A 24,395-nucleotide genomic window follows, 5' to 3' on the forward strand; every position below is an offset into this window, starting at 1 on the left:
GCTGTCCGGCGGCCCTGAGTGCCCGGCAAGCCGGCTGCCGCCGGTATCAGCCCTGCCGCGCGACGCTGGTGATCACCTCCCGCAGCCGGGTCGCGTACAGGGACAGGTTCTTGTGCGCGATGTCGGTGTCCGGATAGCGGCATGCGAACCACAGGCCCTCATGGAGTCTGTTCACCCAGACGCAGACCCGGTCGCCGTACGACACCCTGACCAGTCCGTAGGTCTTCAGCTCGGCCCACCGCTCCGAGCCGGGGATGTCGCGGGCGTCGAGGAAGGACACCAGGGAGTACAGGTCGGGAGAGGTGGGGCGGAAGTCCGTTCCGAGCAGTCGCAGTACCCGCTCGAGGGGTGTGCGGGCCAGCCGCCGGTTGGCGCGCAGCGCGGTGCGCGCGTTCTCCAGAGCTCCGTGGAAGCCAGGGACCTCCGCCACCTGGATCTCGACCGGTGCCCCGCCGACATACCAGCCCACGGAGTCCGACCACCGGGACGTCGCCCGGGTGTGGAACGGTACGACGGTGCGGAAGACGGGTTCCCCGCCGATCTCATGGACGATGAGCGCGGTGGCCGCCAGCACGCCGACCAGACTGCCGCCGTAGGGCCGGCAGTGCGCCTCGAACGCGGCGGCGTCGTCGGCGTCCACAAGCGGTCCGCACAGCACCTTCTGCGGGGGCAGTCCCCCGTCGGGGTCCAGGCCGAGATCGACGGGGAAGTTCGGCAGCTGCCCGTCGCAGTTCTTGATGAACTCCCGCCAGCGGGCCACCGTGTCATGGCCGTCGTCGACGTTGTCCGCGTCCGCACGCTCGGTTTCGCAGAAGTCGACGTAGCTGGCGACGGGTTGCTGCGTCGGGCAGCGGCCCGCCGCGGCCGCCGCACAGAGTTCGTGGAGGGTGGCGGGGATGTTCTGGAGCGAGTAGGCGTCGACGTTGCTGTGATCGAAGGCCATGTACACGCTGGTGCTGTCGTCGCGGATGACCGCCGCGTAGATGAAGTTGGGCCACCGGAGTGCGTCCGCCACGATGTCGAACCGGTTCTGGAGATGCACGGCCAGCGCCGTCTCGTCCGTGAAGTCGCCGATCTCCTCCCGGTGCAGGCGCACGTCCTCGCTGTCGAGCGTGAACCGGACCATCTCGTCGTCGGGCGGCCCGGACCAGGTGAAGCCGCTGCGCAGTGTCTCGTGCCGCAGTGTCCAGGCGTGCAAGGCGTCCTGGAGGACGTCCGGTTCCGTCCGGCCCGGGAGATCGAAACCTACGCCGATCCAGGTCGGTACGAACAATCCGTCCTCACGCACGGACCGGGAGGCCCTGATGTGCGACTCCTGGATATAGGCCGGGGGCCGGGAGTCCTCCCGCAGGCCCTTCACCGTCGCGGCGGCCGCCGGATCGAGCGTCCACTCCACGAGTCGTCCGGGCCGGACCTCACAGTGCTGGATGTCTGTCATGCGCACGGGGTATCTCCGCTCGCCGATGGGATGTACAGACCATCAGTTGACGTGCGGGCGGAGGCCCCACACCGGAAGGCGCGACTTTTCAGTGGAACGGATGGCATCCCACAGGGCGAGCACTCCGGAAGGCGGTCGGGGGCATCCGTCTCAGCCGCCGATGTCCTCGCTCCACAGTTCCGGATGCTCGATGACGAAGGCGCGCATCAGCTCGATGCTCTCGGGGTCATCCAGCAGGACGATCTCCACGCCGTGGCGAGCCAGCCAGTCCTGCCCGCCCCGGAAAGTGGTCGCCTCACCGATCACCACCCGGGAGATGCCGAACTGCCGGACCAGTCCGCAGCAGTACCAGCACGGCGACAAGGTGGTCACCATCGTCGTGCCCCGGTACGACCGCTGCCGTCCCGCCGCCCGGAAGGCCGCTGTCTCCGCGTGCATCGCGGGGTCGTCGTCCTGGACGCGCCGGTTGTGGCCGCGGCCGAGGAGGATCCCGCCGGGGCCGTACAGCGCGGCGCCGATGGGGACACCGCCCTCGGCGAGGCCGGTGCGGGCCTCCTCCAGGGCGGTGGTGAGCCACGCGCGGGCCTGTGCCTGGTCCATGGCCTCATCCATGACCTGCCTGAGCCGCTCCGTAACCTGGTCCGGTCATCGCCGCGCGTGCGGCGGACGAGTCGCCGGTCGCCCTTCTGCCGTGGCCGACCGGATCACCGGCGGCACCGAGCCGACCGCCGGCCGCGCCGGCCGTCATCACCTGGCTGATGGTCCCGGCCCATCCGCTGTCTGTCCTGTCGCCGTCCCGGCCGCGGTGCACCGGTCGAGGTAGGCGTGCAGGGCGCCCGCGCCCTCGATCATGGTCCTGGTGCGGGCCGTCAGCGCCTGGCCGCGGGCCGCGACGGCCGCCCGCAGCGCCGCACTGCCGCCCTCCCGCCGCAGCCCCTCCAGCACCGGCCTGATCTGGTCGAAGAGGTAGTGGCTGCGGCGCAGGGTGTGCACGAGCCGGGCGTCGCGCACGTCGGCGGGCTGATACACCCGGTAGCCCGTGCCGCGTTCGCGCCCCGGCGAGAGCAGCCCGGCCCCCTCCCACACGCGCAGCGCCGACGTCCGTACGCCCAGCAGCACGGCCACCTCGCCGATGCGCAGGCCGCCCGAGCGCGGCAGGGGGGCGGGCGGCTCCGCCGCCAGCAGCTCCAGTGCCTCGCTCGCCGCCCGCAGCGACACCCGTTCCTCGTGCAGGGCGGCATGCGCGGCGTCGACCAGCGCGAGCGCGCCCGGGACGTTCCCCTCGTGCAGGGCCCGCATGATCGCCGTCGCCGTCACCGGCCCGTACCCCCGCATCAGCGTCCGGTACGCCAGCAGCGCGCCGCGGTGCACCTCCCCGAAGACGCGGTAGCCGGACGCGGTGCGCGCGGCCGGCGGGAGCACCCCGGCGTCCTCGTAGTTGCGGATCTGCTGCGTCGAGACACCGGCCAGCCGGGCCAGGTCGACGGGGCGCAGGCGGCGGTCGTTCGTCATCGATTTGAAGGTTACGGCAGCAACCCCGCCGAAGGGAGCTCTCAAGTCTCAACACCGCACTTCAATGGAAGACTTGAAGGAATGGACGACTGCATCCGCGTCACCGGCGCCCGCCTGAACAACCTCAAGAACGTCTCCCTCACCCTGCCGAAGAACAAGCTGGTCGTGCTGACCGGCCTGTCCGGCTCCGGCAAGTCCACCCTCGCGTTCGACACCCTCCACCGGGAGGGCCAGCGGCAGTACCTGGAGTCGCTGGGCATGGTCACCGGCCTCGTCAGCAAGCCCGCCGTCGACTCGATCACCGGCCTGTCCCCGTCCATCAGCGTCGACCAGCACCTCACCAACCGCAGCCCGCGCTCCACGGTCGGCACGGTCACCGAGGTCTTCACCTACCTGCGGCTGCTGTGGTCGCGGATCGGGGTCCGGCCCTGCCCCGGCTGCGGCAAGGACGTCCCGCCGCCGTTCACCGACGACACCGAGGCCGACGAGGACGCCGAGGCCGGGCAGCGGCCCTGCCCGCACTGCGGCACCCCCGTGCCCGGCCTGGTCATGGGCTCCTTCTCCTTCAACAAGCCCGCCGGAGCCTGCCCGGCCTGCACCGGCCTGGGCGAGGTGATCCGGCCCGACGTGCGACGCCTGGTCGACGACGCGAAGTCGGTGGCCGAGGGGGCCGTGCGGGGCTGGAACGCGAAGTACACCGACTGGAGCCTGCCCGTGCTGCGGGCCGCCGCCGCCCACTACGGCTTCACCTTCGACGCGGACGCGCCGCTGCGCGAACTCGACGACAGGCAGCGGGACCTGCTCCTCCACGGCGTCGAAAGCCCCGAGTTCCGGCGTCACTTCCCCGGCATCGACCCGCCGGAGACCGTGGCGGCGGGTCGTTTCGAAGGGGTCGCGACGGCCCTGCTGCGCCGCTACGGCGAGCGCGCCGACGACGCCGAGTACCGCGAACGGGCCGAGCAGCAGGGCCTGGTGAAGCAGCCCTGCGGCGCGTGCGGCGGAACCCGGCTGCGGGCGGAGAGCCGGGCGGTGACCGTGCACGGGCTCGGCATCGTCGAGGCGGCCCGGCTCCCGCTCGACCGGCTGGCCGCGTGGCTGGGCGGGTCGCGGGACCGGGTCTCACCGGACGAGTGGCTGTTCGTCGAGCCGGTCGTCGCGGATCTGGAGGAACGCGTCGGACGGCTCGTCGACGTCGGCGTCGGATACCTCACCCTCGACCAGTCCACACCGAGCCTGTCCGCGGGGGAGACCCAGCGGCTGCGGCTGGCCGCCCTGCTCGGCTCGGGCCTCACCGGAGTCCTCTACGTCCTCGACGAGCCGACGATCGGTCTGCACCCCTCCGACACCGAACGGCTGGTACGGGTCCTGCGCAGGCTCCGCGACCTGGGCAACACGGTGCTGGTCATCGAGCACGACCTGGAGGTACTGAAGGCCGCCGACCACCTGGTGGACGTCGGGCCGGGGGCGGGCCGGGACGGCGGGCGGATCGTCGCCGAGGGCACACCGCAGGAGGTCGCCCGCACCGAGGGTTCGGTGACCGGCGCGTATCTGTCCGGCCTGCTGTCGGCTCCGCCGTCCCGGGGACGCGGGGACAGCGCGACGGCCGTCGTGATCCGAGGGGCCCGGGCCCACAACCTCAAGAACCTGACCGTACGCGTTCCGCTGCGCCGCCTGGTGACGGTCACGGGCCCGTCGGGCTCGGGCAAGTCCACGCTGCTGCTGGACATCCTCGGCCGGGCCGCCCGGCGCCACTTCCACGGCGCCGGGGAACCGCCCGCCGAGCACGACGGCGTCGACGGCTGGGAGCACCTGTCCAAGGTCGTCCTCATCGACCAGGAGCCGATCAGCCGTATGCCGCGCTCCAACGCGGCCACCTACTCGGACGTCTTCACCCCGATCCGGGAGGTCTTCGCCGCCCGCAGCCGAGGCCGCCTGAACGCGGGCCACTTCTCCTTCAACGTGCCCGGGGGACGCTGCGAACGCTGCGAGGGAGCGGGCGTGCTCACCGTCCCGATGCACTTCCTCCCGGCGGTGGAGGTGCGCTGCCCGGCGTGCAAGGGCCGCCGCTTCCGGCCGGAGGTGCTGTCGGTCCGGCACGAGGGCCACGACATCGCCGAGGTGCTGCGAGCGACGGTGGACGAGGCCGTGACGGTGTTCGAGGACGTCCCGCCGGTGGCCACCCGGCTGCGACGGATGGCCGACGTCGGCCTCGGCTACCTCCCTCTCGGCCAGCCCGCCACCACCCTCTCCGGTGGCGAGGCCCAGCGCCTGAAACTCGCCCGGGAGCTGGGACGGCGGACCACCGGACACGCCCTGTACCTCCTCGACGAACCGACGACCGGCCTGCACCCCGCGGACACCGCCCGCCTTCTCGGCGTCCTCCAGCGCCTGGTCGACGCGGGGCACTCGGTCGTCACCGTCGAGCACAACCTGGACGTCGTCCACGCCTCCGACTGGCTGATCGACCTCGGACCCCGGGGCGGGTCGGTCGGGGGACGGCTGATCTCCCAGGGACCGCCCGGGATCTGAACCGATCCGCGCCCGCCCACGTCTTCGTCGCGTATCCGCCGAGCGGGAGCGCCCGCTCCCGAAGGAGGCCCACCCATGAAGGCGTCACCCCCACGCGTCGCCCAAGGCCCCGCACGAGCGCTGCTCGCGGCGGCTCTGCTCTCGCTGTCCGTGGGCTGCACGGCGGCGTCCACGGACGGCGGCGGGCGCGCCGACGCGTCCTGCGCGTACGTCATCGAGTACGACAAGCGCAGGTACTTGGCCCGCGCGGAGACGGACGTCCCCGTGGGGGAGCCGCTCGGCAGCGCCATCCGCCCGGCGTGCGACGACACCCCCGGCGACGGTGACGACGGAGAGCGCCCGGCCCAGGTGACGGCGTTCGCCGTGCGGGGGGTGGACCCGGCCGTCGCCGTCGCGGTGGCCGAGGACCCCGGCGAGTACCGTCTCGTCGTCGCCGAGTCCGTCAAGGGACTCCCGCCGGAGCTGAGGAAGGTCCTCGACCGCTCCTGACGGGCACCGGCCAGGGTGTCGTCAGCCCTGCCGCTCCAGCACCGCGTAGTCGGCGAAGCAGCGGCGGTAGCGCAGGTGCAGCGTCTCCTGGGTGTGCCTGCGCTGCCACTCCTCGACCTCGGCCGGTGCCGAACGGAGCCCGGAACCGGCTCCGCAGTCCGCGTCCTCGCCCGAGACGCAGCGCGCCTCGTACTCCGGCAGGGCGGACGGGTCCTGGACGATCGTGTACGGCACGTACCGGAAGATCCTGCCCCCGGCCGGCTCCCCACCGTGCTCCTCGCGTTGGTGCTTGCGCAGCAGGACGTTCGCGTCCGTCACGGCACTTCCGTCGAACGCGGCCCGCGCGGTGTCCCTCCGGGCGGCCAGTTCCTCACATGCCGCGCACCCTCGTACCGGCAGCGGAGGCCGGTTCGGATCAGCCGACAGCACCTCCCTGGAACGGTCGTTGACCGCCCGCACTCCCGCGCTGAGCCGCTCGTCCAGGGTCGCCGGCCGGATCCTCGCCGGGTCCGCCTGCCACTCCCGGCCACCGCCGACCGGGCGGAGCATCACATACGGGCCGGTCCTGTCCTGGTACTCGCCGACCTTGTGCGTCTGGGGGTCGTAGACGAGCGTTCCCGGTTCCATTGCGCGCTCCTTCGTTACTCTGGGTGTAGCAAGCGTTGCGCAGGGGGACGGTCCGGTTCAATGCCTGGCGTGTGACACCGGTGCACTGTCACGGAGGGGGAAGTCGTGAGCCGACGGAACGGCGGGGCGGAGTCGGGAGCGAGCACGGCGGCCGTGTTCGGCGAGGTGCTGCGGCACTTCCGCGAGGCGGCCCTGCTGACGCAGGAGGGCCTGGCACGGCAGATCCCGTGCGACCGCTCGCATGTGGCGCGGGTGGAGGCGGGCACGAGGGTGCCGCAGGACACGTTCGCCAAGACCTGCGACGAACTCCTCGGCACGGGTGGGGTGTTGCTCCGGCTGTGGGGCCGGATCGACTGGTACCCGCAGGTGGAGCATCCGGACTGGTTCCGGCGGCGGGCGGAGATGGATGAGGAGGCGGTCGCCCTTCGGGAGTACCAGGAGCGGGTGATCCCGGGTTTGTTGCAGACAGCGGACTACGCGCAGTCGCTGTTCTCTCTGCTCGTGAGGGGCGAGGAGTTGGAAGAGCGAGTGCGGGCACGACTGAGTCGCCAGCAGCGCTTCCTGGCCGACGGCGGACCGCTGTACGTCGTCGTCCTCGACGAGAGCTGCCTGCGCAACATGATCGGCAGCCCTGCCGTGATGCGGGCCCAGTGCGCTCACTTGCTCGATGTCGGACGGCGGCCCAACATCCGGATCCAGGTGGCCCCCGCCGCGCGCCTCGGCCTGTTTCGACCCAGTGGGTCCATGTCGCTGATCAAGCTGCCCGATGGGCATGAGTGGGTCTACTCGGAATCGCTCGATCGCGGTCATTTCAACGACGATCCGGCCCTCTTCGCGCGCCATAGCCGCACTTATGATGTGCTCAGGGCGGACGCTCTGTCAGCCCCCGAGTCCGCCGCTCTGATCAGCGACGTGATGGAGAGGTACGAGCATCATGACCGAGCCCGAACTCAGCGCGGTTACGTGGATCAAGAGCAGCTACAGCGACGCCAACGGCGGCAACTGCATAGAAATAGCCCCAGGTTTCCCCGAAACCGTCCCCGTGCGCGACAGCAAGAACCCTGACGGACCGGTCCTGGTCGTCACCCGGTCCGCCTGGGCGGCGTTCGTCGGCTCCGTGCGCTGAACTACTGTCCGCTCACCATCTGCAGGATCCGGTTCGCGGCCTCCGCCACCGGCTGTCCCACCGCCCCGACGGCCGCGGCGATCGCGGCGACGGCCAGCAGCGCACGGTGCCGCTCGGCCGGCGGCGCCGCGTCCGCGGCCAGCACCGGCAGGGACTCGTCGATGAGCTGCGCGCTCGGCTGCGGCAACCGGTCGCGCAACTCGCTCACCTCACGGATCAGTTCGGCGAGGGCCAGCCGCAGGGCGGGGTCCGGGTCGCCCGTGGTCCCGTTCTTCACGATGCCCGTGTTGCCGCTGCCGCCGTGCATCGTGACGTTGTCGCCGTAGTAGTGGTTGTTGCCGTTCATGCCGCGATCCCCACGTTCCCGCTGCCGCCGTACATGTTGACGTTGTCGCCGAAGTAGTAGTTCGTGGGCGAGCTGATCGTGAGCCGTTCCACGGTCACCCGGAACTCGGTCTCCGGGTTCTCCAGGGCACCGGCGACGTAGCCCACGAGCTGGTCCAGGTGCTGCGGGTTGCCGCTGGTCACCATGGCCGTGGACGGGCCGGCCGTCTCGACGGCGAGCACGTAGTGCGACTGTGCCGTGAGTACGGAGAGCATGTCGACGAAGGAGAAGACCAGCGCCGCGCCCGCGACGAGCCACACGAAGACGAGGAGCCCGCCGGCCGTGGACTCGTCCGCGAGGACGGTCAGGCCGGCGATGATCGACAGGCCGACCGCCGCGGCCAGGATGATCCCGGTGCGGGCGAGGAAGCGGATGACCGCCTCCTTGCGCTTGGGGTGGAGGGTGAAGGTGTACACCCGGGCGATGTTGCGCAGCGGGTAGGCCGCTCCGCCGACCCATAACAGCCCTTTGCCGACCCGCAGTTCCACGTCGGTGACCGACCGGGGCGGCGCGGCGGGCGGGGGTGGCACGTCGTACTGGCCCGGTGGCTGCTGTGTCTCCATGTGGTCCCCCTGAGTGCCCTGAGTGCCGGCGCGTGTGGTGTGGCAGCCGTGACTGCGTGAACACCAATTGACGACGATGCGTGTGCCGAGGGCAAGTGGTTTCACGGGCCCGGTGGGGAACCGGGCGGGTCAGGACTCCTCGCGCTTGGGGTCGTCGTCCTTCCTCTTGTCCTCGTCGAGGGACTTCAGGAAGTCGGGATTGTCGTCGGGCGCGACCCACTGCCGCGGACGCTCCGCCGCGGGCACCCGCTTCTTGCCGGCGATCAGCCAGGAGATCGACCCGACGAGCGGGAACAACAGCACGAGGATCGCCCACAGCGGCTTGGGCATGTGGCGGATCTCGTCGTCTTTGGTGCTGATGCAGTCGATGAACGCGTACACGCTCAGCGCCAGCGGCACGAGGAACATCAGTACCCGGAGCATGCGCGGCCTCTCAGCGAAAGCGGGTGGGCGGTTCAGGGTCAGAGTAGCCGCTCGGGGATACTGGACCCCATGGCTTACGACGATCTTCGCTCCCTACTCAGGGCGCTGGAGCGCGAGGGCGACCTCAAGCGCATCAAGGCCGAGGTGGACCCGTACCTGGAAGTCGGGGAGATCGTCGACCGGGTGCAGAAGGCGGGCGGCCCGGCACTGCTCTTCGAGAACGTGCGCGGTTCGAGCATGCCGCTCGCGATGAACGTGTTCGGCACGGACCGGCGGCTGCTGAAGGCCCTGGGCCTGAAGTCGTACGCCGAGATCTCCGAGCGGATCGGCGGGCTGCTGAAGCCCGAGCTGCCGCACGGGTTCGTCGGTGTGCGCGAGGCCTTCGGCAAGCTCGGCGCGATGACGCACGTGCCGCCGAAGAAGGTGAAGGACGGCCCCGTGCAGGAGGTCGTCCTGACCGGGGACGACGTGGACCTGGACCGGCTCCCGGCCCTGTTCACCTGGCCGAAGGACGGCGGGTCGTTCTTCAACCTGGGGCTCACCCACACCAAGGACCCGGAGAGCGGCGTGCGCAACCTGGGCCTCTACCGGCTCCAGCGGCACGACCAGCGCACCATCGGCATGCACTGGCAGATCCACAAGGACAGCCGGAACCACTACCAGGTGGCCGCGCGCCGGGGAGAGCGGCTGCCCGTCGCGATCGCCTTCGGTTGCCCGCCCGCCGTGACGTACGCCTCCACGGCGCCGCTGCCCGGGGACATCGACGAGTACCTGTTCGCCGGGTTCCTCGCGGGCAAGCGGATCGAGATGGTCGACTGCAAGACCGTCCCGCTCCAGGTTCCGGCGCAGGCCGAGGTCGTGATCGAGGGCTGGCTGGAGCCCGGCGAGATGCTGCCCGAGGGTCCCTTCGGCGACCACACCGGCTTCTACACGCCGCAGGAGCCCTTCCCGGCGCTGAAGATCGACTGCGTCACGATGCGGAAGCGGCCCCTGCTCCAGTCGATCGTCGTGGGCAGGCCCCCGACGGAGGACGGGCCCCTGGGACGGGCGACGGAACGCTTCTTCCTACCGCTGCTGAAGATCATCGTGCCGGACATCGTGGACTACCACCTGCCGGAGGCGGGCGGCTTCCACAACTGCGCGATCGTCTCGATCGACAAGAAGTACCCGAAGCACGCGCAGAAGGTCATGCACGCCGTCTGGGGCGCGCACATGATGTCGCTGACCAAGCTGATCGTGGTCGTCGACTCCGACTGCGATGTGCACGACCTGCACGAGGTCGCCTGGCGGGCGCTGGGCAACACGGACTACGCCCGGGACCTGTCGATCGTCGAGGGCCCGGTCGACCACCTCGACCACGCCTCCTACCAGCAGTTCTGGGGCGGCAAGGCCGGTATCGACGCGACGAGGAAGTGGCCCGAGGAGGGCTACACGCGCGACGGCGGCTGGCCCGACATGGTGGAGTCCGACCCGGAGACGGCGGCGAAGGTGGACCGCCGCTGGAAGGAGTACGGGCTGTGACCTCCGCTTCCGCCGCGATCCCCCAGCCGGGACGCACCAAGGCGTTCCTGCGGCTGGTGATGATCGAGCACTCGGTCTTCGCGCTGCCCTTCGCCTACATCGCCGCGCTCACGGCGATGTACCAGTGGGACAGGAACGTCCACTGGGGCCGGCTGCTGCTGGTCACGGTCGCCATGGTCGGCCTGCGCACCTTCGCGATGGCGGTCAACCGGATCATCGACCGGGAGATCGACGCCCGTAACCCGCGCACGGCGCAGCGCGAGCTGGTGACGGGCGCGATGTCGGTGAAGCACGCGTGGACGGGTGCGCTGATCGCCCTGGCCGTGTTCCTCGGCGCGGCGGCCCTGCTCAATCCGCTGTGCCTGGCGCTGGCCCCCATCGCGGTGATCCCGATGGTGGTCTACCCGTACGGCAAGCGGTTCACGAACTTCCCGCAGGCCATCCTGGGCCTCGCCCAGGCCATGGGCCCGGTCGGCGGCTGGCTGGCGATCTCGGGGGAGTGGTCCTGGGACGCGGTGATCCTCGGTCTGGCCGTGGGCATCTGGATCGGCGGCTTCGACCTGATCTACGCCTGCCAGGACGTGGAGACCGACCGCGAGATCGGCGTCATGTCCGTCCCCGCCCGCTTCGGTATCCCGTCGGCGATCTGGGGTGCCCGGGTCTGTCACGCGCTGACGACGGTCCTGTTCGTCTGGTACGCCCTCGCCACCGGCGCGGGCGCGTTCTTCTGGCTGGGCCTGCTGATCGTGGCCGGAGCGTTCGTGTACGAGCACTCGATCGTCCGCCCCCACGATGTGTCCCGCGTCAACCGCGCGTTCTTCAGCGTCAACGGCTTCATCGGGATAGCCCTGTTCGTGTGCGCGCTGCTGGACCTGCTGGTGCGGGGTCTGACCGTCTGATCACGGTGCGACGGGCGCTCGCCCCTGTCGCGGGCGGCGGCGGAACAGGAACGCCGCCGCCACCCCCGCGAGCAGGCCTATCAGGTGGCCCTGCCAGCTGACGCCCGTCTGGGTCGGGGCGAGGCCCGCGAGGATGGAGCCGCCCCAGACCGCGGCGATCAGCACGCCGGCCAGGACGCCCCAGGGACGCCGCTCGACGAAGCCGCTGACCAGGAGGAAGCCGAACAGGCCGAAGATGAGGCCGGAGGCGCCCGCGGTGTTGGTGCGGTCCGGGGCGACGAGCCAGACACCCAGGCCGTCCACGACGACGATCAGCGCGCACACCAGCAGGAACCGGCGCAGGCCCGTGAGCGCGGCGAGGAAGCCGAGGACCAGCAGCGGCACGGTGTTCGCGGCCAGGTGGGCGAAGCCGAAGTGGATGAAGGCCGAGGGCACGACATCGGCCAGCTCGGACGGCTCGCGCGGGGTGACACCGAAGCCGTCCAGCGCGTGGCCGGTCGCCACGTCCACCACTTCCAGCAGCCACAGCAGCGCCACCCAGGCCAGCATCAGCTTGATCGCGGCGGGCGCACGGTCGCTCGTCGACCACCCGGCTCCGGTGTCTGACATGGCGGCCTCCAGCGCTCGCTCGTCCTTCCCGTGCAACGGCCCGCCCCCCTTGGCCGGTTCCCTTCCGCGACGCCGGATAGGCTCGGTGTTGTGAACCCAGTCAAGCCAGGCGAGATGCCGCGTACGCCTTGGATCGTAGGGGTGTCCGGGGCCTCCGGCACCCCGTATGCCGCTGCTGTGCTGCGGGCTCTTCTCGACGCCGGCGAGAGCGTCGATCTCGTGGTGTCCCGGGCCTCCCGGCTGACCTTGCTGGACGAGACCGGGATCTCCTTCCGGGACGCCCACTGGCAGGCCGACCTGCGGGAATGGCTGTCCCGGGGCGCCGACGGCAAGCCGGACACCTTCGCCGTCGACATCGGTGCCGTACGTCACTGGAGCGCCGGCGACCTGGCCGCCGGGCCGTCCTCGGGGTCGTACCCGACCAAGGGCATGCTCATCGTGCCCGCCTCGACGGCGAGCGTGGCCGGGGTCGCGCTCGGCCTGTCGAAGGACCTGTTGCAGCGGGCGGCGAGCGTGACCCTCAAAGAGGGACGCAAGCTGATCGTGGCCGTGCGCGAGACCCCGCTGAACGGCCAGACCCTGCGGCACCTGGTCACCCTCGACGAGGCGGGCGCGACGGTCGTGCCCGCCTCGCCCGCCTTCTACGCGGGCGCGACGCACATCCAGGACCTGGTGGACTTCGTCGCCGGGCGCGTACTCGACGCGGCGGGCGTGCCGCACCGGCTCTACCGCCGTTGGCAGGGTGAACTCGGCGGCGGTGCGCACCGCGACGGCTGAGCGGCACCCGAACCTCATCGGACTCAACGACAACTTCAGCGGAAGGCTTCGATCGCAATGGACGCGGTGGACAGGCAGCTCATCCAGGCCCTGAGGGAGAACGGCCGGGCCTCCTACGCGGAGCTGGGACGCCTCGTCGGACTGTCGGGACCCAGTGTCACCGACCGCATCAACCGGCTGGAGGCGGCCGGGGTCATCACCGGCTACCGGGCCACCGTCGACGCCGCCTCGCTCGGCCTCGGTGTCACCGCCCTGATCGGCATCTCCCTCTCGGACGCCACCGACCACGAGGACGTGGCGCAGCGCCTGAAGGACCTCTCGGAGATCGAGGACTGCTGGTTCATCGCCGGGGACGACTCGTACATGCTCAAGGTGCGGGCGGCGGACGTGGACGGCCTGGAGAAGATCATCCGGCGGCTCAGCGGCACGAAGGGCGTCTCGCGGACGCGCACCACCATCGTGCTGTCCACCAAGTGGGAGAACCGGGTCGGAGAGCTGCCGGAAGAGGAGTAGTCGTACGGTGGGGGCGTTGTCGATGAAAGGTGTGGGCATGGATCTCGGGCTCAAGCGCGAGCTGGAGGAGAAGGTCAGGACGGGCGTCCGCCTGACCCGTGAGGACGGCATCGCGCTGTACGAGTCGGACGACCTGGCCTGGCTCGGCGGGCTGGCGCACGAGGTGCGCACCCGCAAGAACGGCGACGTCGTGCACTTCAACGTCAACCGGCACCTCAACATGACCAACGTGTGCACGGCCTCCTGCGCGTACTGCTCCTTCCAGCGCAAGCCGGGGGAGAAGGACGCGTACACGATGCGGATCGAGGAGGCCGTCAAGCTCGCCAAGGCGATGGAGTCGGACAACCTCACCGAGCTGCACATCGTCAACGGGCTCCACCCGAACCTGCCGTGGCGGTACTACCCGCGGTCGCTGCGCGAACTGAAGGCGGCGCTGCCGGACGTCTCGCTGAAGGCGTTCACGGCGACGGAGATCCACCACTTCGAGACCATCTCGGGGATGAGCGCGTCGGAGATCCTCGACGAGCTGATCGACGCCGGTCTGGAGTCCCTGACCGGTGGTGGCGCCGAGATCTTCGACTGGGAGGTCCGGCAGCACATCGTGGACCACCGCACCCACTGGGAGGACTGGTCCCGCATCCACCGGCTCGCGCACGAGAAGGGTCTGAAGACCCCGTGCACGATGCTGTACGGGCACATCGAGGAGCCCCGGCACCGGGTGGACCACGTGCTGCGGCTGCGTGAGCTGCAGGACGAGACCGGGGGCTTCCAGGTCTTCATCCCGCTGCGCTACCAGCACGACTTCGTCGACATGCGGGACGGCAAGGTCCGCAACCGGCTCCAGGCCCGGACGCAGATGGCGACGGGCGCCGAGGCGCTCAAGACCTTCGCGGTGTCGCGGCTGCTGTTCGACAACGTGCCGCACGTCAAGGTCTTCTGGGTCATGCACGGCGTGCAGACCGCGCAGCTCGCCTTGCAGCACGGGGCCGACGACATGGACGGGTCGGTCGTCGAGTACAAGATCACGCACGACGCGGACAACTACGGGACGCCGAACAAGCTGACGCGTGAGGACCTGCTCGATCTGATCCGCGATGCCGGGTTCCGGCCGGTGGAGCGGAACACTCGGTACGAGATCATCCGGGAGTACGAGGGTCCTGACCCGGAGCGTCGCGAGTCGCCGCAGCCGATGCGGGTCTGACTCCGTCGAGGGCGGCTGCGGGCGTGTGGGGGTTGTTCGCGCCCCGCGGCGGAGCCGCATATCGGCAGAGTCCCGCGCCCCTGGGTGGGGTACTCGGAGGGCATGGTCAGGACCTCGGCGCCTGAGGACGCCTGCACCGCTGAGCCCTTCCTGCCCGGGCGCGGCGGGCTTCCCGCTCTGCGGAAGGCCGCCGCCGAATGCCGGGGCTGCCCGTTGCACCGGGACGCCACCCGGACCGTGTTCGGGGACGGGAGCAAGGACGCCCGGGTCGTGCTCGTCGGGGAGCAGCCCGGGGATCAGGAGGACCGGCAGGGGAAGCCGTTCGTCGGGCCAGCCGGGAAGCTGCTGGACCGGGCTCTGACGGAAGCCGGCATCGATCCCTCCGAGGCGTATGTCACCAACGCCGTGAAGCACTTCAAGTTCACCCGGGCCGAGCCCCGCAAGCGGCGGATCCACAAGGCGCCGAACCTGCGGGAGACGACCGCGTGCGGGCCCTGGCTCGCCGCGGAGCTCGCGGTCGTGGAGCCGGAGCTGATCGTCGTCCTGGGGGCCACGGCCGGGAAGGCGCTGCTCGGGTCCTCCTTCCGGGTCACCCAGGTGCGTGGCACCGTGCTGGAGGAGGAGATCCACGGGCGGCCGGAGCGGCTCGTGCCGACCGTGCATCCGTCGTCGGTGCTGCGGTCCGACGACCGGGAGGCGGCCTACCGGGGGCTGGTGTCGGACCTGAGGGTGGCGGCAGACACCCTGGTGTAATAGCTACAATCCTGGTATGCCCCTTACCTTCACACTCGGCCCCGCCGTCACCCCCGCTATGCGTGACGGCTTGCTCGATCTGTGGGCCGATGTCTCCAACGCCGGAGGCGCCGTCGGGTACGTGCCGCCGGTGACGCGGGAGGAGATCCGCCCCGCGCTGGTGCAGCACTTCGCCTTGATGGCGGAGGGGCGGGTCAAACTGCTCGTCGGGCACGACGAGGCGGGGCGGGTCGCGGCGACCGCGTTCCTGACCTTCAACACGCACCACCTGATGACCCACTGGCTGTGGCTGTACACCGTGATGGTGCATCCGCGTCACCAGGGCAAGGGCTACGGCCGCGACCTGCTCGCCGCCGCCGCCGACGCGGCCCGGGGCATGGACGGGATCGAGGCGATCCGGCTGACCTGCCGGGGCGGTCTCGGGCTGGAGCGGTTCTACGCCACCTGCGGCTACAAGGAGGTCGGGCGGATTCCCGGAGCGATCCGTGTGGGTCCCGGGGACGACCGGGACGACGTCGTCATGCTGCTGCCCCTGGCCTGACCCCCCTGCAAGATCGGCCGCCCGCCGTGCTTCACTGGACGGTGCCCCTTTGGGTGCGTTCCGACCGTTCGAACCGGAAGAGTGGATTGAGATGCTCCGCTACACGCTGATGCGCCTCGGGATCTTCGTGGGCTGCCTCGTGGTCGTCTGGGGCCTCGTCTACTCCGGCCTCGCCCCGCGCGGCCTCGGCGCGTCCAACGGTCTGTGGATCGTGATGCTCGCCCTGCTGATCTCCGCGCCGATCAGCTTCGTCGTGCTGCGCAAGGAGCGGGACCGGGCGTCCGTCCAGGTCGCGCGGCGGGTCGACCGGATGAAGGCCAACCTGGACGCCAACCGCAGCCAGGAGGACGGGGCCGACGACACCGCCCGGGCCCAGGGACAGGCCTCGTAAGGTCCCTCACACGCGTTCGCGGCGCCCCGTTTCCGTACATGCTCGGAAACGGGGCGCTTTGCGTTGTATGGGTGTGTGTGAGTCATCACCTCTCAAAGCCAGGCTTTGAGGTCCTCAAAGCTCCGGTGTTAAGGTCGTTGTATGAAGTCAGCAGTCGCGCCCCACTCGCCCCTGAGCGTTCCGCTCGTGGCGCGCCTGCACGTGGATCTCTGTCGGTGCGCGTCCGCTTTCTGTCGTTCCTGACGTAACGCAACCCCCCGCCGTCTCCCACGTCAGTTCCCCTACGCGTCCCCCCAACGGAGTCAGTCCGTGTCCTCACACACGAAGTCCTTCAAGGTGCCCTTCTGGGCCCAGATACTCGCCGGTCTCGTCCTGGGTGTGCTGCTCGGCTGGCTGGCTCGCAGCCAGGACCTGTCCTGGCTGGTCACGACGCTGGAAAAGGTCGGCGACACCTTCATCGGGCTGCTGAAGCTCGCGGTCGCCCCGCTGGTCTTCTTCGCGATCCTGGTCTCGATCACCAACCTGCGGAAGGTCAACAACGCGGCCCGCCTGGCCTCGCGCACCCTCCTCTGGTTCATGATCACGTCGCTGATCGCGGTGAGCATCGGCCTGGTCATCGGCCTGCTGACCAACCCGGGCGCCGGTACCGGCCTCACGCCCAAGGACGGCGCGAAGCCCGAGAGCACCGGTTCCTGGATCGACTTCCTGACCGGCATCGTCCCGACCGACGTCATCACGCCGTTCACCGAGCTGAACGTGCTCCAGATCGTCTTCATGGCCGCCGTCGCCGGTATCGCCGCGCTCCAGCTCGGTGAGAAGGCCCAGCCGATCCTCACCCTCAGCGAGTCCGTCCTCAGCCTGCTGCAGAAGGCGCTGTGGTGGGTCATCCGGCTCGCCCCGCTCGGCACGATCGGCCTGATCGGCCACGCCATCGCCACCTACGGCTGGGACCTGATCGGCAAGTACGCGACGTTCACCGCCGACATCTACATCGGCTGCCTCATCGTGATGTTCGGCGTCTACCCGACGCTGCTCGCCACCGTCGCCAAGGTCAACCCCGTCCAGTTCTTCAAGGGCGCCTGGCCCGCGATCCAGCTGGCCTTCGTCTCCCGCTCGTCCGTGGGCACCATGCCGCTGACGCAGAAGGTCACCGAGCGGCTCGGCGTGCCCAAGGAGTACGCCTCCTTCGCCGTGCCGTTCGGCGCGACGACCAAGATGGACGGCTGCGCCGCGATCTACCCGGCGATCGCCGCGATCTTCGTGGCCCAGATCTTCGACATCCAGCTCGGCATCGGCGACTACCTGCTGATCGCGTTCGTCTCGGTGGTCGGCTCCGCCGCCACGGCCGGTCTCACCGGCGCGACGGTCATGCTGACCCTCACCCTCTCCACCCTCGGCCTGCCGATGGAGGGCGTGGGCCTGCTCCTCGCGATCGACCCGATCCTGGACATGATCCGCACCGCGACCAACGTCGCCGGGCAGGCGCTGATCCCGGTGCTGGTCTCCGCCCGCGAGAACCTGCTCGACCGCGACGCGTACGCCACGGCCGACGGCTCCTCCCTGGACGAGCCGCTCGACGAGCCGCGTGACGAGCCGCGCGACAAGGCGGAGCCGGTGCCCGCGGTCGCCTGACCGACCGGCCGGCCGCACGCGTCGACGGGCCCCCTGAGCGGTCCTTCCCCGGCTTCCCGGGCGAGGGCCGTCCAGGGGGCCCGTACGCTAAGCGCTATGGGTGCCGTGAAGACCAAGCGGATGCCGCGTGCGGTCCGTGAGCAGCAGATGCTGGACGCCGCCGTGCGGATCTTCGGCCAACGCGGCTACATGGCCGCGTCGATGGACGAGATAGCCGAACTCGCCGGCGTGTCCAAGCCGTTGGTCTACCTGTACCTCAACTCGAAGGAAGACCTCTTCACCGCCTGCATCCGCCGGGAGGCGGGGGCCCTCGTCGAGGCGGTGCGCGCCGGGGTGCGCCGCGACCTGCCCGCCGACCGGCAGCTCTGGGAAGGCCTCGGCGCCTTCTTCACGCACACCGCCGAGAACCCGGACGCGTGGTCGGTTCTGCACCTCCAGGCGCGCACGCATGGCGAGCCGTTCGCCGCCGAGGTCACCGCGATGCGCGAGGAGATCGTCGCCTTCGTGACGCAGCTGATCCTCGCCGGCGCCCGCGAGGCACACCGCGACCCCGACCTGCCCGAGGGCGAGGTCGCCGGGCTCGCCGAGGCCCTGGTCGGTGCCGCCGAGTCGCTCGCCGCCTGGGCCAACGCCACCCCCGGCGTCACGGCCCACCAGGCCGCGGCCACCTTGATGAACTTCGCCTGGGCCGGGCTCGGCGACCTCATGGCGGGGCGGCCCTGGGCACCCCCGGAGGAGCAGCCGGGCCCTCACGTCGGGTAGACGTCCCCCGTCACATGGATCCGGTCCTGGCGGCCGCGCAGTTCGAACCGGCCCTCGCGCGCCGCGTACGTCACCGTCCCGGGCAGCAGGACCGGTGCCCTGAACTCCGCGCGCAGATGGCAGCACTCCGTGACGCCGTGCGCGGCGAGGCAGCGGGCCACCGTCCACATGCCGTGGGCGATGGCCCGGGGGAAGCCGAACAGCCGGGCCGTGAGCGGGTGCAGGTGGATCGGGTTGCGGTCGCCGGACGCGGCCCCGTAGCGGCGGCCGACGTCCCCGGCGAGCCGCCATTCGGCGACCTCGGGCAGCGGCTCGCGCGCCTGCGTCTCCCGGGGGGCCGCGGCCGGGTGCCGCGTGCGGTGCCGGGCCAGGTACGTGCTCCTGGACTCCCACACGACGTCCCCGCCGCCGCGCACCTCGGTGACGACGGTGGCCTCCGTGCCGCGTCGGTGCGGCGCCAACCCGTCGACGTGCACCGAGAGTTCGTAGGCGTCGCTCGCCGGCATCCGGCCGTGCCGCGTGACCGTGATCGAGGTGTGGACGAGGCCGAGCAGCGGCAGCGGGAAGTCCCGGCCGCTCATCAGCCGCATGGCCAGGGGGAACCCGAGCACATGCGGATAGGTCACCGGCAGCGCGTCCTCCCCGGTGGGGAACCCGCAGACCCGCTCGTACGCCGCGAGCCGCGCGAGGTCGACGCGCAGCCCGGGCACGACCAGCCGGGTGCGGGGGAACTCCGCGTCGGAGCGCGGGCGTTTGAAGGGGGACAGCAGGGCACCGCGGGCGAGGAGCGGGGCGAGGGAGGGGGACCGGGTGAGGGCGAGATCGGCGGGGGCGGTCATCACGCCCCCAGCAGGCTCTGGCCGCACACGCGGACGACCTGGCCGTTGACCGCGCCCGAGGCCGGGTGGGCCAGCCAGGCGGTGGTCTCGGCGACATCGGCCGGGAGACCGCCCTGGGCGAGGGAGTTCATACGGCGGCCCGCCTCGCGGATGAACAGCGGGACGGCCGCCGTCATCCTCGTCTCGATGAAGCCGGGCGCCACCGCGTTGACCGTCACGCCGTGCTCCGCGAGCGCGCGTGGAGCCAGGGAGCGGACCAGGCCGACGACGCCCGCCTTGCTCGCCCCGTAGTTGGTCTGCCCGGCGTTGCCCGCGAGCCCCGCGATCGAGGCGGTGGCGACGATCCGGCCGCCGCGCCGCAGCGTCCCGTCCTTCAGCAGGGCGTCCGTGGTGCGCAGCACGCTCCCCAGGTTCACTTCGAGGACGGAACTCCAGCGTTCGGCGGGCATGTTCACCAGACGCCGGTCGCGGGTGACGCCCGCGTTGTGGATCAGCAGATCCAGGCCGTCGGGCAGGGCGTCGGCGATCCGCGCGCCCGCGTCGGCGGCCGTGATGTCGAGCGGCAGCGCGGTGCCGCCGAGCCGCTCGGCGACCCGCCGGGCGTCCTGCTCGGCCTGCGGCACGTCCAGGACGACGACCCGGGCCCCGTCCCGGGCGAGTGTCTCGGCGACCGCCTCACCGATGCCGCGGGCGGCGCCGGTGACCAGGGCGGTGCGGCCGGCCAGGGGGCGCTCCCCGTCGGGGGGAGCGCTCTCGTGGGGTGTTCCCACGATCACCTGCCCGCTCACGTAGGCCGACTTGGGCGACAGCAGGAAGCGCAGGGTGGACTCCGCGGCGGTGGCGTCCGTGAGCCGGAGCAGGTTCACCGTCCTGCCCCGGCCGATCTCCTTGCCGAGGGAGCGCGTGAAGCCCTCCAGGGCCTGCTGGGCCGCGGCCTGGTGGTGGTCGGCGGGGTCGAGCGGCGCGCCGAGCACCACCACGCGTCCGCTCGGGGTGACCGACCGCAGAACCGGACGCAGGGCCGCGTGCACCTCGGCGAGTCCCTCGACGTCCCGTACGCCGGTCGCGTCCAGGACGACGGCGGCCGTGCGGTCGGAGCCGGCGGGTCCGATCCCCGTACGGGCGAGGACCGGCGCCAGGGCGAGGGCGGACCGGCCGGCGGCGAGATGCAGCAGACCGCCGTCCAGGGCGGGCCGCTCGGGGGACCAGCGGGTCAGCGCCGCCGGCTGCGGCAGGCCCAGCCGGCGGGTGAGGAAGCGGCCGGGCGCGGTACCCGTGAAGCGCAGATAGCGGTCGGCCATGTCCAACTCCCAGTTCCGAGGACGGCTCACAGAAACCCACAGGTGCTTACTCTGGAGTAAGGTTACCGGAGGTAAGGCTACGTCACAGACGAGGAGCAGGTCGACATGAGCCCCCAGCAGCCGTCCCCGTCGGTGCGGCGCGTGGCGATCGTCGGCGGAGCGCGCATCCCCTTCGCCCGTTCCGACGGCCCCTACGCCACCGCCTCCAACCAGCAGATGCTCACCGCCGCCCTGGACGGCCTCGTGGAGCGGTACGGACTCCAGGAGCCCGGCGCGGTCGGCGAGTTCGTCGCCGGGGCCGTGCTCAAGCACAGCCGCGACTTCAACCTCGCCCGCGAGACCGTCCTCGGCTCGAAACTCCACCCCCGCACCCCCGCCTACGACATCCAGCAGGCCTGCGGCACCGGCCTCCAGGCCGTCGTCGCCGCCGCCAACAAGATCGCCCTCGGCCAGACGGAATCGGCCGTCGCGGGCGGTGCGGACACCGCCAGCGACGCCCCCCTCGGCGTCAACGACTCCCTGCGCCGCATCCTGCTTCAGGCCCGCCGGGCCAAGTCGCCGGGCGGGCGCCTGAAGGCCCTGGCGAAGCTGCGCCCGGCCCACCTCGTCCCCGACATCCCGCGCAACGCCGAACCGCGCACCGGCCTGTCCATGGGCGAACACGCCGCCGTCACCGCCCGCGCGTGGGGCATCGCCCGCGCGGAACAGGACGAACTCGCGGCCACCAGCCACCAGCGGCTGGCGGCGGCGTACGAACGCGGCTTCTTCCAGGACCTGGTGGTCCCCTTCCGCGGCCTGGCCCGCGACCAGAACCTGCGCCCCGGCTCGACGGCGGAGAAACTCGCCTCCCTGAAACCGGTGTTCGGCCTCGACCACCCCGACCCGACCATGACGGCCGGGAACTCCACCCCGCTGACGGACGGTGCCGCGACCGTGCTGCTGGCGAGCGAGGACTGGGCCCGCGAACGCGGCCTGGAGCCACTGGCGTACCTCACCGCCCACGAGACGGCGGCCGTCGACTTCGTGGGCGGCGACGTGGCCGGCGGTGAGGACGGACTGCTCATGGCACCGGCGTACGCCGTCCCGCGCATGCTGGAGCGGGCCGGGCTGGGCCTGGACGACTTCGACCTCGTCGAGATCCACGAGGCGTTCGCCTCCCAGGTGCTGGCGACCCTCGCCGCCTGGGAGAAGCGGGGCCTCGGCACGGTGGACCGCGCCCGGCTGAACGTCGCCGGCTCGTCCCTCGCGACCGGCCACCCCTTCGCCGCCACGGGCGCCCGGATCGTGGCCACCCTGGCCCGACTCCTCGCCGAACGGGACGCCCCCGCCCGGGGGCTGATCTCCGTCTGCGCGGCGGGCGGGCAGGGGGTGACGGCGATCCTGGAGCGGGCCTGAGGGCGGCGCTCGCACGCAACCTGAAGAACCCTCACCCAACCCCCGATACTGCACAGGCCTGGCTCCGTACCATCCCCGAACCCGCACAGACCCGCCACGTGAACGCCGTACGATCCCGTTCCTACCGGCAGTAACCACTTTCTGGGGTTTCGCCGGTTGAGCGCCTCGGCGTGCGAGGCACGTACGTCATGCAGCAAGCAGTTTCTCCCGCTGCACGCCCCAGGAGCCGCCCCGTGTCCACTGCGTATCCCTCCTCCGCCTACGGCGACGCGTACGGAGGGCCGGTGCTGGTCGAGCCCGAGGTACGGCGGCTGGACGGGGCCGTGCGGGAGGTCTCCGTACCGCCGCTGGCCCCGCCGTGGACCCATGGGTCCCTCGCCGACCTCCCGTTCGACAACGCGAGCGCGAACCCGGGCGCGGTGGCCCTCAGCCGCAAGGACGCCGACGGGCGCTGGAGCGACGTCACGGCCGGACAGTTCGCCGGGCAGGTGACGGCCGTGGCGAAGGGCCTGATCGCCGAGGGCCTGCTGCCGGGCGACCGGGTCGCCGTGATGGCCCGCACCGTCTACGAGTGGACGGTCCTGGACTTCGCCGCCTGGGCGGCCGGACTGGTCACCGTCCCCGTCTACCCCACCTCCTCCGTCTTCCAGGCCCGCTGGATCCTCCAGGACTCCGGCGCGGTCGCCCTGGTCACCGAGACCACCGCACAGGCCGCCGCCCTCGGCCCCGAACGCGAACGCCTGCCCGACCTCAAGCACCTGTGGGTCGTCGAGAAGGGCCACGTGGCGCGGCTCGCCGAAGCCGGGACCCACCTGTCCGACCAGGAGGTCGAGGTGCGGCGCGGCATGCTCGGCCCCGACACCCTCGCCACCCTCGTCTACACCTCGGGCACCACCGGCCGCCCCAAGGGCTGCGCACTCACCCACGGCAACTTCTTCGCCGAGGTCGACAACGCCATCGAGCTGCTCTACCCCGTCTTCCGGGCGAAGACCGGCGAAGAGGCCTCCGTCCTGCTGTTCCTGCCGATGTCCCACATCTTCGGCCGCATGGTGGCCATCGCCTGCGTCCGGGCCCGCGTACGGCTGGGCCACGCGCCCAGCATCAAGGCCGAGCACCTGCTGCCGGACCTGGCGAGCTTCCGGCCGACCTGCCTGCTGGCCATCCCCTACATGCTGGAGAAGGTCTTCAACTCCGCCCGCGCCAAAGCCGAGGCGGGCGGCCGGGCCGCGTCGTTCGACCGCGCGGTGGCGGTGGCACAGCGCTACGGAGAAGCCCTGGAGGCCCAGCAGACGGGCACCGGCCCCGGCCCCACCCGCGCCCTCAAGACCGCCCGGGCCTTCTACGACCCGCTGGTCTACCGCCGCATCCGCAACGCCATGGGCGGCAGAGTCCGCTACGCCATCTGCGGCGGCTCCCCGCTCGGCCGCCGCCTCTCCGCGTTCTACGCCGGTGCCGGCATCGAGATCTTCGGGGGCTACGGACTGACGGAGACCACCGGCGCGAGCACCGTCACCCCGCCCCTGAAACCCCGCCTGGGCACCGTCGGCTGGCCCCTGCCCGGCACCCGCGTCCGCATCGCCGCCGACGGGGAGATCCTCGTCGCCGGCGACCACGTGCTGCGCGGCTACTGGGACCCGCAGGCCGGCGGCGTCACCCCCGCCGCCCCCGACGGCTGGCTCGCCACCGGCGACATCGGCGAACTGGACGACGAGGGCTACCTGACGATCACCGGCCGCAAGAAGGAACTGCTGATCACCGCGGGCGGCAAGTCCGTCGCCCCGGCCCCCCTGGAGAACTGGCTGCGCGCGCACCCGCTGATCTCCCAGTGCCTCGTCCTGGGCGACGGCCGCCCGTTCGTCTCCGCGCTGATCACCCTCGACCCGGCCGGCATCACCCACTGGCGTCAGATGAACGGCAAGCACCCCGTACCGCCGGGGCTCCTCGTCGACGACGAGGAACTGCGCGCCGTGCTCCAACGGGCCGTCGACGAGGCCAACAAGATGGTCTCCCGCCCGGAGTCCATCCGCCGCTTCGCCGTCCTCCCCGAGGACTTCACCGAGGAGGCGGGCCACCTCACCCCGTCGATGAAGCTCCGCCGGGAGGCCGTGCTGCGCGCGTTCGCCGCGGAAGTGGAGGCCCTGTACACGCGGTGAGGCACCTTTGCGATCT

Annotated in this window: 27 protein-coding genes; 17 read left to right on the forward strand and 10 right to left on the reverse strand. The window is 71.3% G+C overall.

Annotation, left to right across the window (positions count from 1 at the left end):
• Positions 1-46: 46 nt before the first annotated feature.
• The 3 genes from QNO09_RS29585 to QNO09_RS29595 all read right to left on the reverse strand — a co-directional run bounded on the left by QNO09_RS29585 (position 47) and on the right by QNO09_RS29595 (position 2,950).
• Positions 47-1,444 (reverse strand): condensation domain-containing protein, encoded by a 1,398-nt coding sequence (locus QNO09_RS29585; RefSeq protein WP_283973316.1) that lies wholly within the window; start codon positions 1,442-1,444, stop codon positions 47-49.
• A 144-nt stretch (positions 1,445-1,588) separates the two neighbouring features.
• Positions 1,589-2,038: a nucleoside deaminase gene (locus QNO09_RS29590; RefSeq protein ID WP_283973317.1), complete on the reverse strand. Its 450-nt coding sequence runs from the start codon at positions 2,036-2,038 to the stop codon at positions 1,589-1,591.
• A gap of 147 nt (positions 2,039-2,185) precedes the next feature.
• Entirely contained in the window at positions 2,186-2,950 is a 765-nt protein-coding gene (locus tag QNO09_RS29595; protein ID WP_283973318.1) for a MerR family transcriptional regulator, read from the reverse strand.
• An 81-nt stretch (positions 2,951-3,031) separates the two neighbouring features.
• Here QNO09_RS29595 and uvrA point away from each other — a divergent pair, with 81 nt between their 5' ends.
• Positions 3,032-5,479, forward strand: coding sequence for an excinuclease ABC subunit UvrA (gene uvrA / locus QNO09_RS29600; protein WP_283973319.1), 2,448 nt, complete (start codon positions 3,032-3,034; stop codon positions 5,477-5,479).
• Between the two features lie 75 nt (positions 5,480-5,554).
• Positions 5,555-5,968, forward strand: coding sequence for a DUF6281 family protein (locus QNO09_RS29605; protein ID WP_283973320.1), 414 nt, complete (start codon positions 5,555-5,557; stop codon positions 5,966-5,968).
• A gap of 21 nt (positions 5,969-5,989) precedes the next feature.
• On the opposite strand, the gene QNO09_RS39745 is transcribed toward QNO09_RS29605, so the two are convergent.
• A complete protein-coding gene (locus tag QNO09_RS39745) occupies positions 5,990-6,595 on the reverse strand; it encodes a DUF7848 domain-containing protein (RefSeq protein ID WP_349636993.1) in 606 nt (201 codons plus the stop codon).
• A 105-nt stretch (positions 6,596-6,700) separates the two neighbouring features.
• On the opposite strand from QNO09_RS39745, the gene QNO09_RS29615 reads away from it, so the two are divergent.
• Both QNO09_RS29615 and QNO09_RS29620 read left to right on the forward strand, forming a co-directional pair.
• The gene (locus QNO09_RS29615; RefSeq protein ID WP_283973321.1) at positions 6,701-7,660 is read left to right on the forward strand and encodes a helix-turn-helix domain-containing protein; all 960 of its coding nucleotides are present in this window, start codon (positions 6,701-6,703) and stop codon (positions 7,658-7,660) included.
• Positions 7,608-7,721, forward strand: a complete 114-nt coding sequence (locus QNO09_RS29620; RefSeq protein ID WP_283973381.1) for a DUF397 domain-containing protein — start codon at positions 7,608-7,610, stop codon at positions 7,719-7,721. The genes QNO09_RS29615 and QNO09_RS29620 overlap by 53 nt, the downstream gene beginning before the upstream one ends.
• A gap of 1 nt (position 7,722) precedes the next feature.
• Here QNO09_RS29620 and QNO09_RS29625 read toward each other — a convergent pair whose 3' ends face one another.
• The 3 genes from QNO09_RS29625 to QNO09_RS29635 form a co-directional block, all read right to left on the reverse strand.
• A complete protein-coding gene (locus QNO09_RS29625; RefSeq protein WP_283973322.1) occupies positions 7,723-8,067 on the reverse strand; it encodes a hypothetical protein in 345 nt (114 codons plus the stop codon).
• Positions 8,064-8,669, reverse strand: a complete 606-nt coding sequence (locus QNO09_RS29630) for a DUF6232 family protein (protein ID WP_283973323.1) — start codon at positions 8,667-8,669, stop codon at positions 8,064-8,066. Before QNO09_RS29630 ends, QNO09_RS29625 begins: the two co-directional genes overlap by 4 nt.
• A 129-nt stretch (positions 8,670-8,798) precedes the next feature.
• Complete coding sequence (locus QNO09_RS29635; protein WP_283973324.1) at positions 8,799-9,092, reverse strand: PLD nuclease N-terminal domain-containing protein; 294 nt, start codon at positions 9,090-9,092, stop codon at positions 8,799-8,801.
• 69 nt (positions 9,093-9,161) lie between these two features.
• On the opposite strand from QNO09_RS29635, the gene QNO09_RS29640 reads away from it, so the two are divergent.
• A complete protein-coding gene (locus tag QNO09_RS29640) occupies positions 9,162-10,613 on the forward strand; it encodes a menaquinone biosynthesis decarboxylase (RefSeq protein ID WP_283973325.1) in 1,452 nt (483 codons plus the stop codon).
• Positions 10,610-11,512, forward strand: a complete 903-nt coding sequence (gene mqnP, locus QNO09_RS29645) for a menaquinone biosynthesis prenyltransferase MqnP (RefSeq protein ID WP_283973326.1) — start codon at positions 10,610-10,612, stop codon at positions 11,510-11,512. Before QNO09_RS29640 ends, mqnP begins: the two co-directional genes overlap by 4 nt.
• On the opposite strand, the gene QNO09_RS29650 is transcribed toward mqnP, so the two are convergent.
• Positions 11,513-12,121: a rhomboid family intramembrane serine protease gene (locus QNO09_RS29650; RefSeq protein WP_283973327.1), complete on the reverse strand. Its 609-nt coding sequence runs from the start codon at positions 12,119-12,121 to the stop codon at positions 11,513-11,515.
• A 114-nt stretch (positions 12,122-12,235) separates the two neighbouring features.
• On the opposite strand from QNO09_RS29650, the gene QNO09_RS29655 reads away from it, so the two are divergent.
• The 9 genes from QNO09_RS29655 to QNO09_RS29690 all read left to right on the forward strand — a co-directional run bounded on the left by QNO09_RS29655 (position 12,236) and on the right by QNO09_RS29690 (position 18,691).
• Positions 12,236-12,898: a UbiX family flavin prenyltransferase gene (locus QNO09_RS29655; protein WP_283973328.1), complete on the forward strand. Its 663-nt coding sequence runs from the start codon at positions 12,236-12,238 to the stop codon at positions 12,896-12,898.
• 57 nt (positions 12,899-12,955) lie between these two features.
• Positions 12,956-13,411 (forward strand): Lrp/AsnC family transcriptional regulator, encoded by a 456-nt coding sequence (locus QNO09_RS29660; protein WP_283973329.1) that lies wholly within the window; start codon positions 12,956-12,958, stop codon positions 13,409-13,411.
• A gap of 37 nt (positions 13,412-13,448) precedes the next feature.
• Positions 13,449-14,612, forward strand: coding sequence for an aminofutalosine synthase MqnE (gene mqnE / locus QNO09_RS29665; protein ID WP_283973330.1), 1,164 nt, complete (start codon positions 13,449-13,451; stop codon positions 14,610-14,612).
• A gap of 102 nt (positions 14,613-14,714) precedes the next feature.
• The gene (locus QNO09_RS29670; protein WP_283973331.1) at positions 14,715-15,365 is read left to right on the forward strand and encodes a UdgX family uracil-DNA binding protein; all 651 of its coding nucleotides are present in this window, start codon (positions 14,715-14,717) and stop codon (positions 15,363-15,365) included.
• 16 nt (positions 15,366-15,381) lie between these two features.
• Positions 15,382-15,906, forward strand: a complete 525-nt coding sequence (locus tag QNO09_RS29675) for a GNAT family N-acetyltransferase (protein WP_283973332.1) — start codon at positions 15,382-15,384, stop codon at positions 15,904-15,906.
• Between the two features lie 91 nt (positions 15,907-15,997).
• Positions 15,998-16,297 carry a DUF4229 domain-containing protein gene (locus QNO09_RS29680; protein WP_283973333.1) on the forward strand — a complete coding sequence of 100 codons (300 nt, stop codon included), beginning with the start codon at positions 15,998-16,000 and terminating at the stop codon, positions 16,295-16,297.
• 141 nt (positions 16,298-16,438) lie between these two features.
• Positions 16,439-16,540, forward strand: a complete 102-nt coding sequence (locus QNO09_RS39750; RefSeq protein WP_349636994.1) for a putative leader peptide — start codon at positions 16,439-16,441, stop codon at positions 16,538-16,540.
• Between the two features lie 66 nt (positions 16,541-16,606).
• A complete protein-coding gene (locus tag QNO09_RS29685) occupies positions 16,607-17,929 on the forward strand; it encodes a dicarboxylate/amino acid:cation symporter (RefSeq protein ID WP_283973334.1) in 1,323 nt (440 codons plus the stop codon).
• A gap of 96 nt (positions 17,930-18,025) precedes the next feature.
• Positions 18,026-18,691 (forward strand): TetR/AcrR family transcriptional regulator, encoded by a 666-nt coding sequence (locus QNO09_RS29690; RefSeq protein ID WP_283973335.1) that lies wholly within the window; start codon positions 18,026-18,028, stop codon positions 18,689-18,691.
• Here the strand turns inward: QNO09_RS29690 and QNO09_RS29695 are convergent.
• On the reverse strand, positions 18,679-19,530 hold the full coding sequence (locus tag QNO09_RS29695) for a MaoC/PaaZ C-terminal domain-containing protein (RefSeq protein WP_283973336.1): 852 nt from the start codon (positions 19,528-19,530) through the stop codon (positions 18,679-18,681). The two genes, QNO09_RS29690 and QNO09_RS29695, sit on opposite strands and share 13 nt — an antisense overlap.
• Positions 19,530-20,831 carry a 3-oxoacyl-ACP reductase gene (locus QNO09_RS29700; RefSeq protein WP_283973337.1) on the reverse strand — a complete coding sequence of 434 codons (1,302 nt, stop codon included), beginning with the start codon at positions 20,829-20,831 and terminating at the stop codon, positions 19,530-19,532. The genes QNO09_RS29695 and QNO09_RS29700 overlap by 1 nt, the downstream gene beginning before the upstream one ends.
• 105 nt (positions 20,832-20,936) lie before the next feature.
• Here QNO09_RS29700 and QNO09_RS29705 point away from each other — a divergent pair, with 105 nt between their 5' ends.
• Both QNO09_RS29705 and QNO09_RS29710 read left to right on the forward strand, forming a co-directional pair.
• Entirely contained in the window at positions 20,937-22,226 is a 1,290-nt protein-coding gene (locus QNO09_RS29705) for an acetyl-CoA C-acetyltransferase (RefSeq protein WP_283973338.1), read from the forward strand.
• Between the two features lie 233 nt (positions 22,227-22,459).
• Positions 22,460-24,379 carry an AMP-dependent synthetase/ligase gene (locus tag QNO09_RS29710; RefSeq protein ID WP_502962359.1) on the forward strand — a complete coding sequence of 640 codons (1,920 nt, stop codon included), beginning with the start codon at positions 22,460-22,462 and terminating at the stop codon, positions 24,377-24,379.
• The last annotated feature ends 16 nt before the right edge of the window (positions 24,380-24,395 follow it).

This window comes from Streptomyces sp. 378 (genome assembly GCF_030124145.1).
In the GTDB taxonomy this organism is placed as follows: domain Bacteria; phylum Actinomycetota; class Actinomycetes; order Streptomycetales; family Streptomycetaceae; genus Streptomyces.

Excerpts from the sequence above, each read along its gene's own strand:
- uvrA (WP_283973319.1), top strand. The coding sequence starts at position 3,032 with ATGGACGACTGCATCCGCGTCACCGGCGCCCGCCTGAACAACCTCAAG.
- QNO09_RS39745 (WP_349636993.1), bottom strand. The coding sequence starts at position 6,595 with ATGGAACCGGGAACGCTCGTCTACGACCCCCAGACGCACAAGGTCGGC.
- QNO09_RS29675 (WP_283973332.1), top strand. The coding sequence starts at position 15,382 with ATGCCCCTTACCTTCACACTCGGCCCCGCCGTCACCCCCGCTATGCGT.
- QNO09_RS29595 (WP_283973318.1), bottom strand. The coding sequence starts at position 2,950 with ATGACGAACGACCGCCGCCTGCGCCCCGTCGACCTGGCCCGGCTGGCC.
- QNO09_RS29655 (WP_283973328.1), top strand. The coding sequence starts at position 12,236 with ATGCCGCGTACGCCTTGGATCGTAGGGGTGTCCGGGGCCTCCGGCACC.
- QNO09_RS29625 (WP_283973322.1), bottom strand. The coding sequence starts at position 8,067 with ATGAACGGCAACAACCACTACTACGGCGACAACGTCACGATGCACGGC.
- QNO09_RS29635 (WP_283973324.1), bottom strand. The coding sequence starts at position 9,092 with ATGCTCCGGGTACTGATGTTCCTCGTGCCGCTGGCGCTGAGCGTGTAC.
- QNO09_RS29630 (WP_283973323.1), bottom strand. The coding sequence starts at position 8,669 with ATGGAGACACAGCAGCCACCGGGCCAGTACGACGTGCCACCCCCGCCC.
- QNO09_RS39750 (WP_349636994.1), top strand. The coding sequence starts at position 16,439 with ATGAAGTCAGCAGTCGCGCCCCACTCGCCCCTGAGCGTTCCGCTCGTG.
- mqnE (WP_283973330.1), top strand. The coding sequence starts at position 13,449 with ATGGATCTCGGGCTCAAGCGCGAGCTGGAGGAGAAGGTCAGGACGGGC.
- QNO09_RS29590 (WP_283973317.1), bottom strand. The coding sequence starts at position 2,038 with ATGGACCAGGCACAGGCCCGCGCGTGGCTCACCACCGCCCTGGAGGAG.
- QNO09_RS29605 (WP_283973320.1), top strand. The coding sequence starts at position 5,555 with ATGAAGGCGTCACCCCCACGCGTCGCCCAAGGCCCCGCACGAGCGCTG.
- QNO09_RS29705 (WP_283973338.1), top strand. The coding sequence starts at position 20,937 with ATGAGCCCCCAGCAGCCGTCCCCGTCGGTGCGGCGCGTGGCGATCGTC.
- QNO09_RS29640 (WP_283973325.1), top strand. The coding sequence starts at position 9,162 with ATGGCTTACGACGATCTTCGCTCCCTACTCAGGGCGCTGGAGCGCGAG.
- QNO09_RS29690 (WP_283973335.1), top strand. The coding sequence starts at position 18,026 with ATGGGTGCCGTGAAGACCAAGCGGATGCCGCGTGCGGTCCGTGAGCAG.
- QNO09_RS29680 (WP_283973333.1), top strand. The coding sequence starts at position 15,998 with ATGCTCCGCTACACGCTGATGCGCCTCGGGATCTTCGTGGGCTGCCTC.
- QNO09_RS29670 (WP_283973331.1), top strand. The coding sequence starts at position 14,715 with ATGGTCAGGACCTCGGCGCCTGAGGACGCCTGCACCGCTGAGCCCTTC.
- QNO09_RS29650 (WP_283973327.1), bottom strand. The coding sequence starts at position 12,121 with ATGTCAGACACCGGAGCCGGGTGGTCGACGAGCGACCGTGCGCCCGCC.
- QNO09_RS29700 (WP_283973337.1), bottom strand. The coding sequence starts at position 20,831 with ATGGCCGACCGCTATCTGCGCTTCACGGGTACCGCGCCCGGCCGCTTC.
- QNO09_RS29695 (WP_283973336.1), bottom strand. The coding sequence starts at position 19,530 with ATGACCGCCCCCGCCGATCTCGCCCTCACCCGGTCCCCCTCCCTCGCC.
- QNO09_RS29660 (WP_283973329.1), top strand. The coding sequence starts at position 12,956 with ATGGACGCGGTGGACAGGCAGCTCATCCAGGCCCTGAGGGAGAACGGC.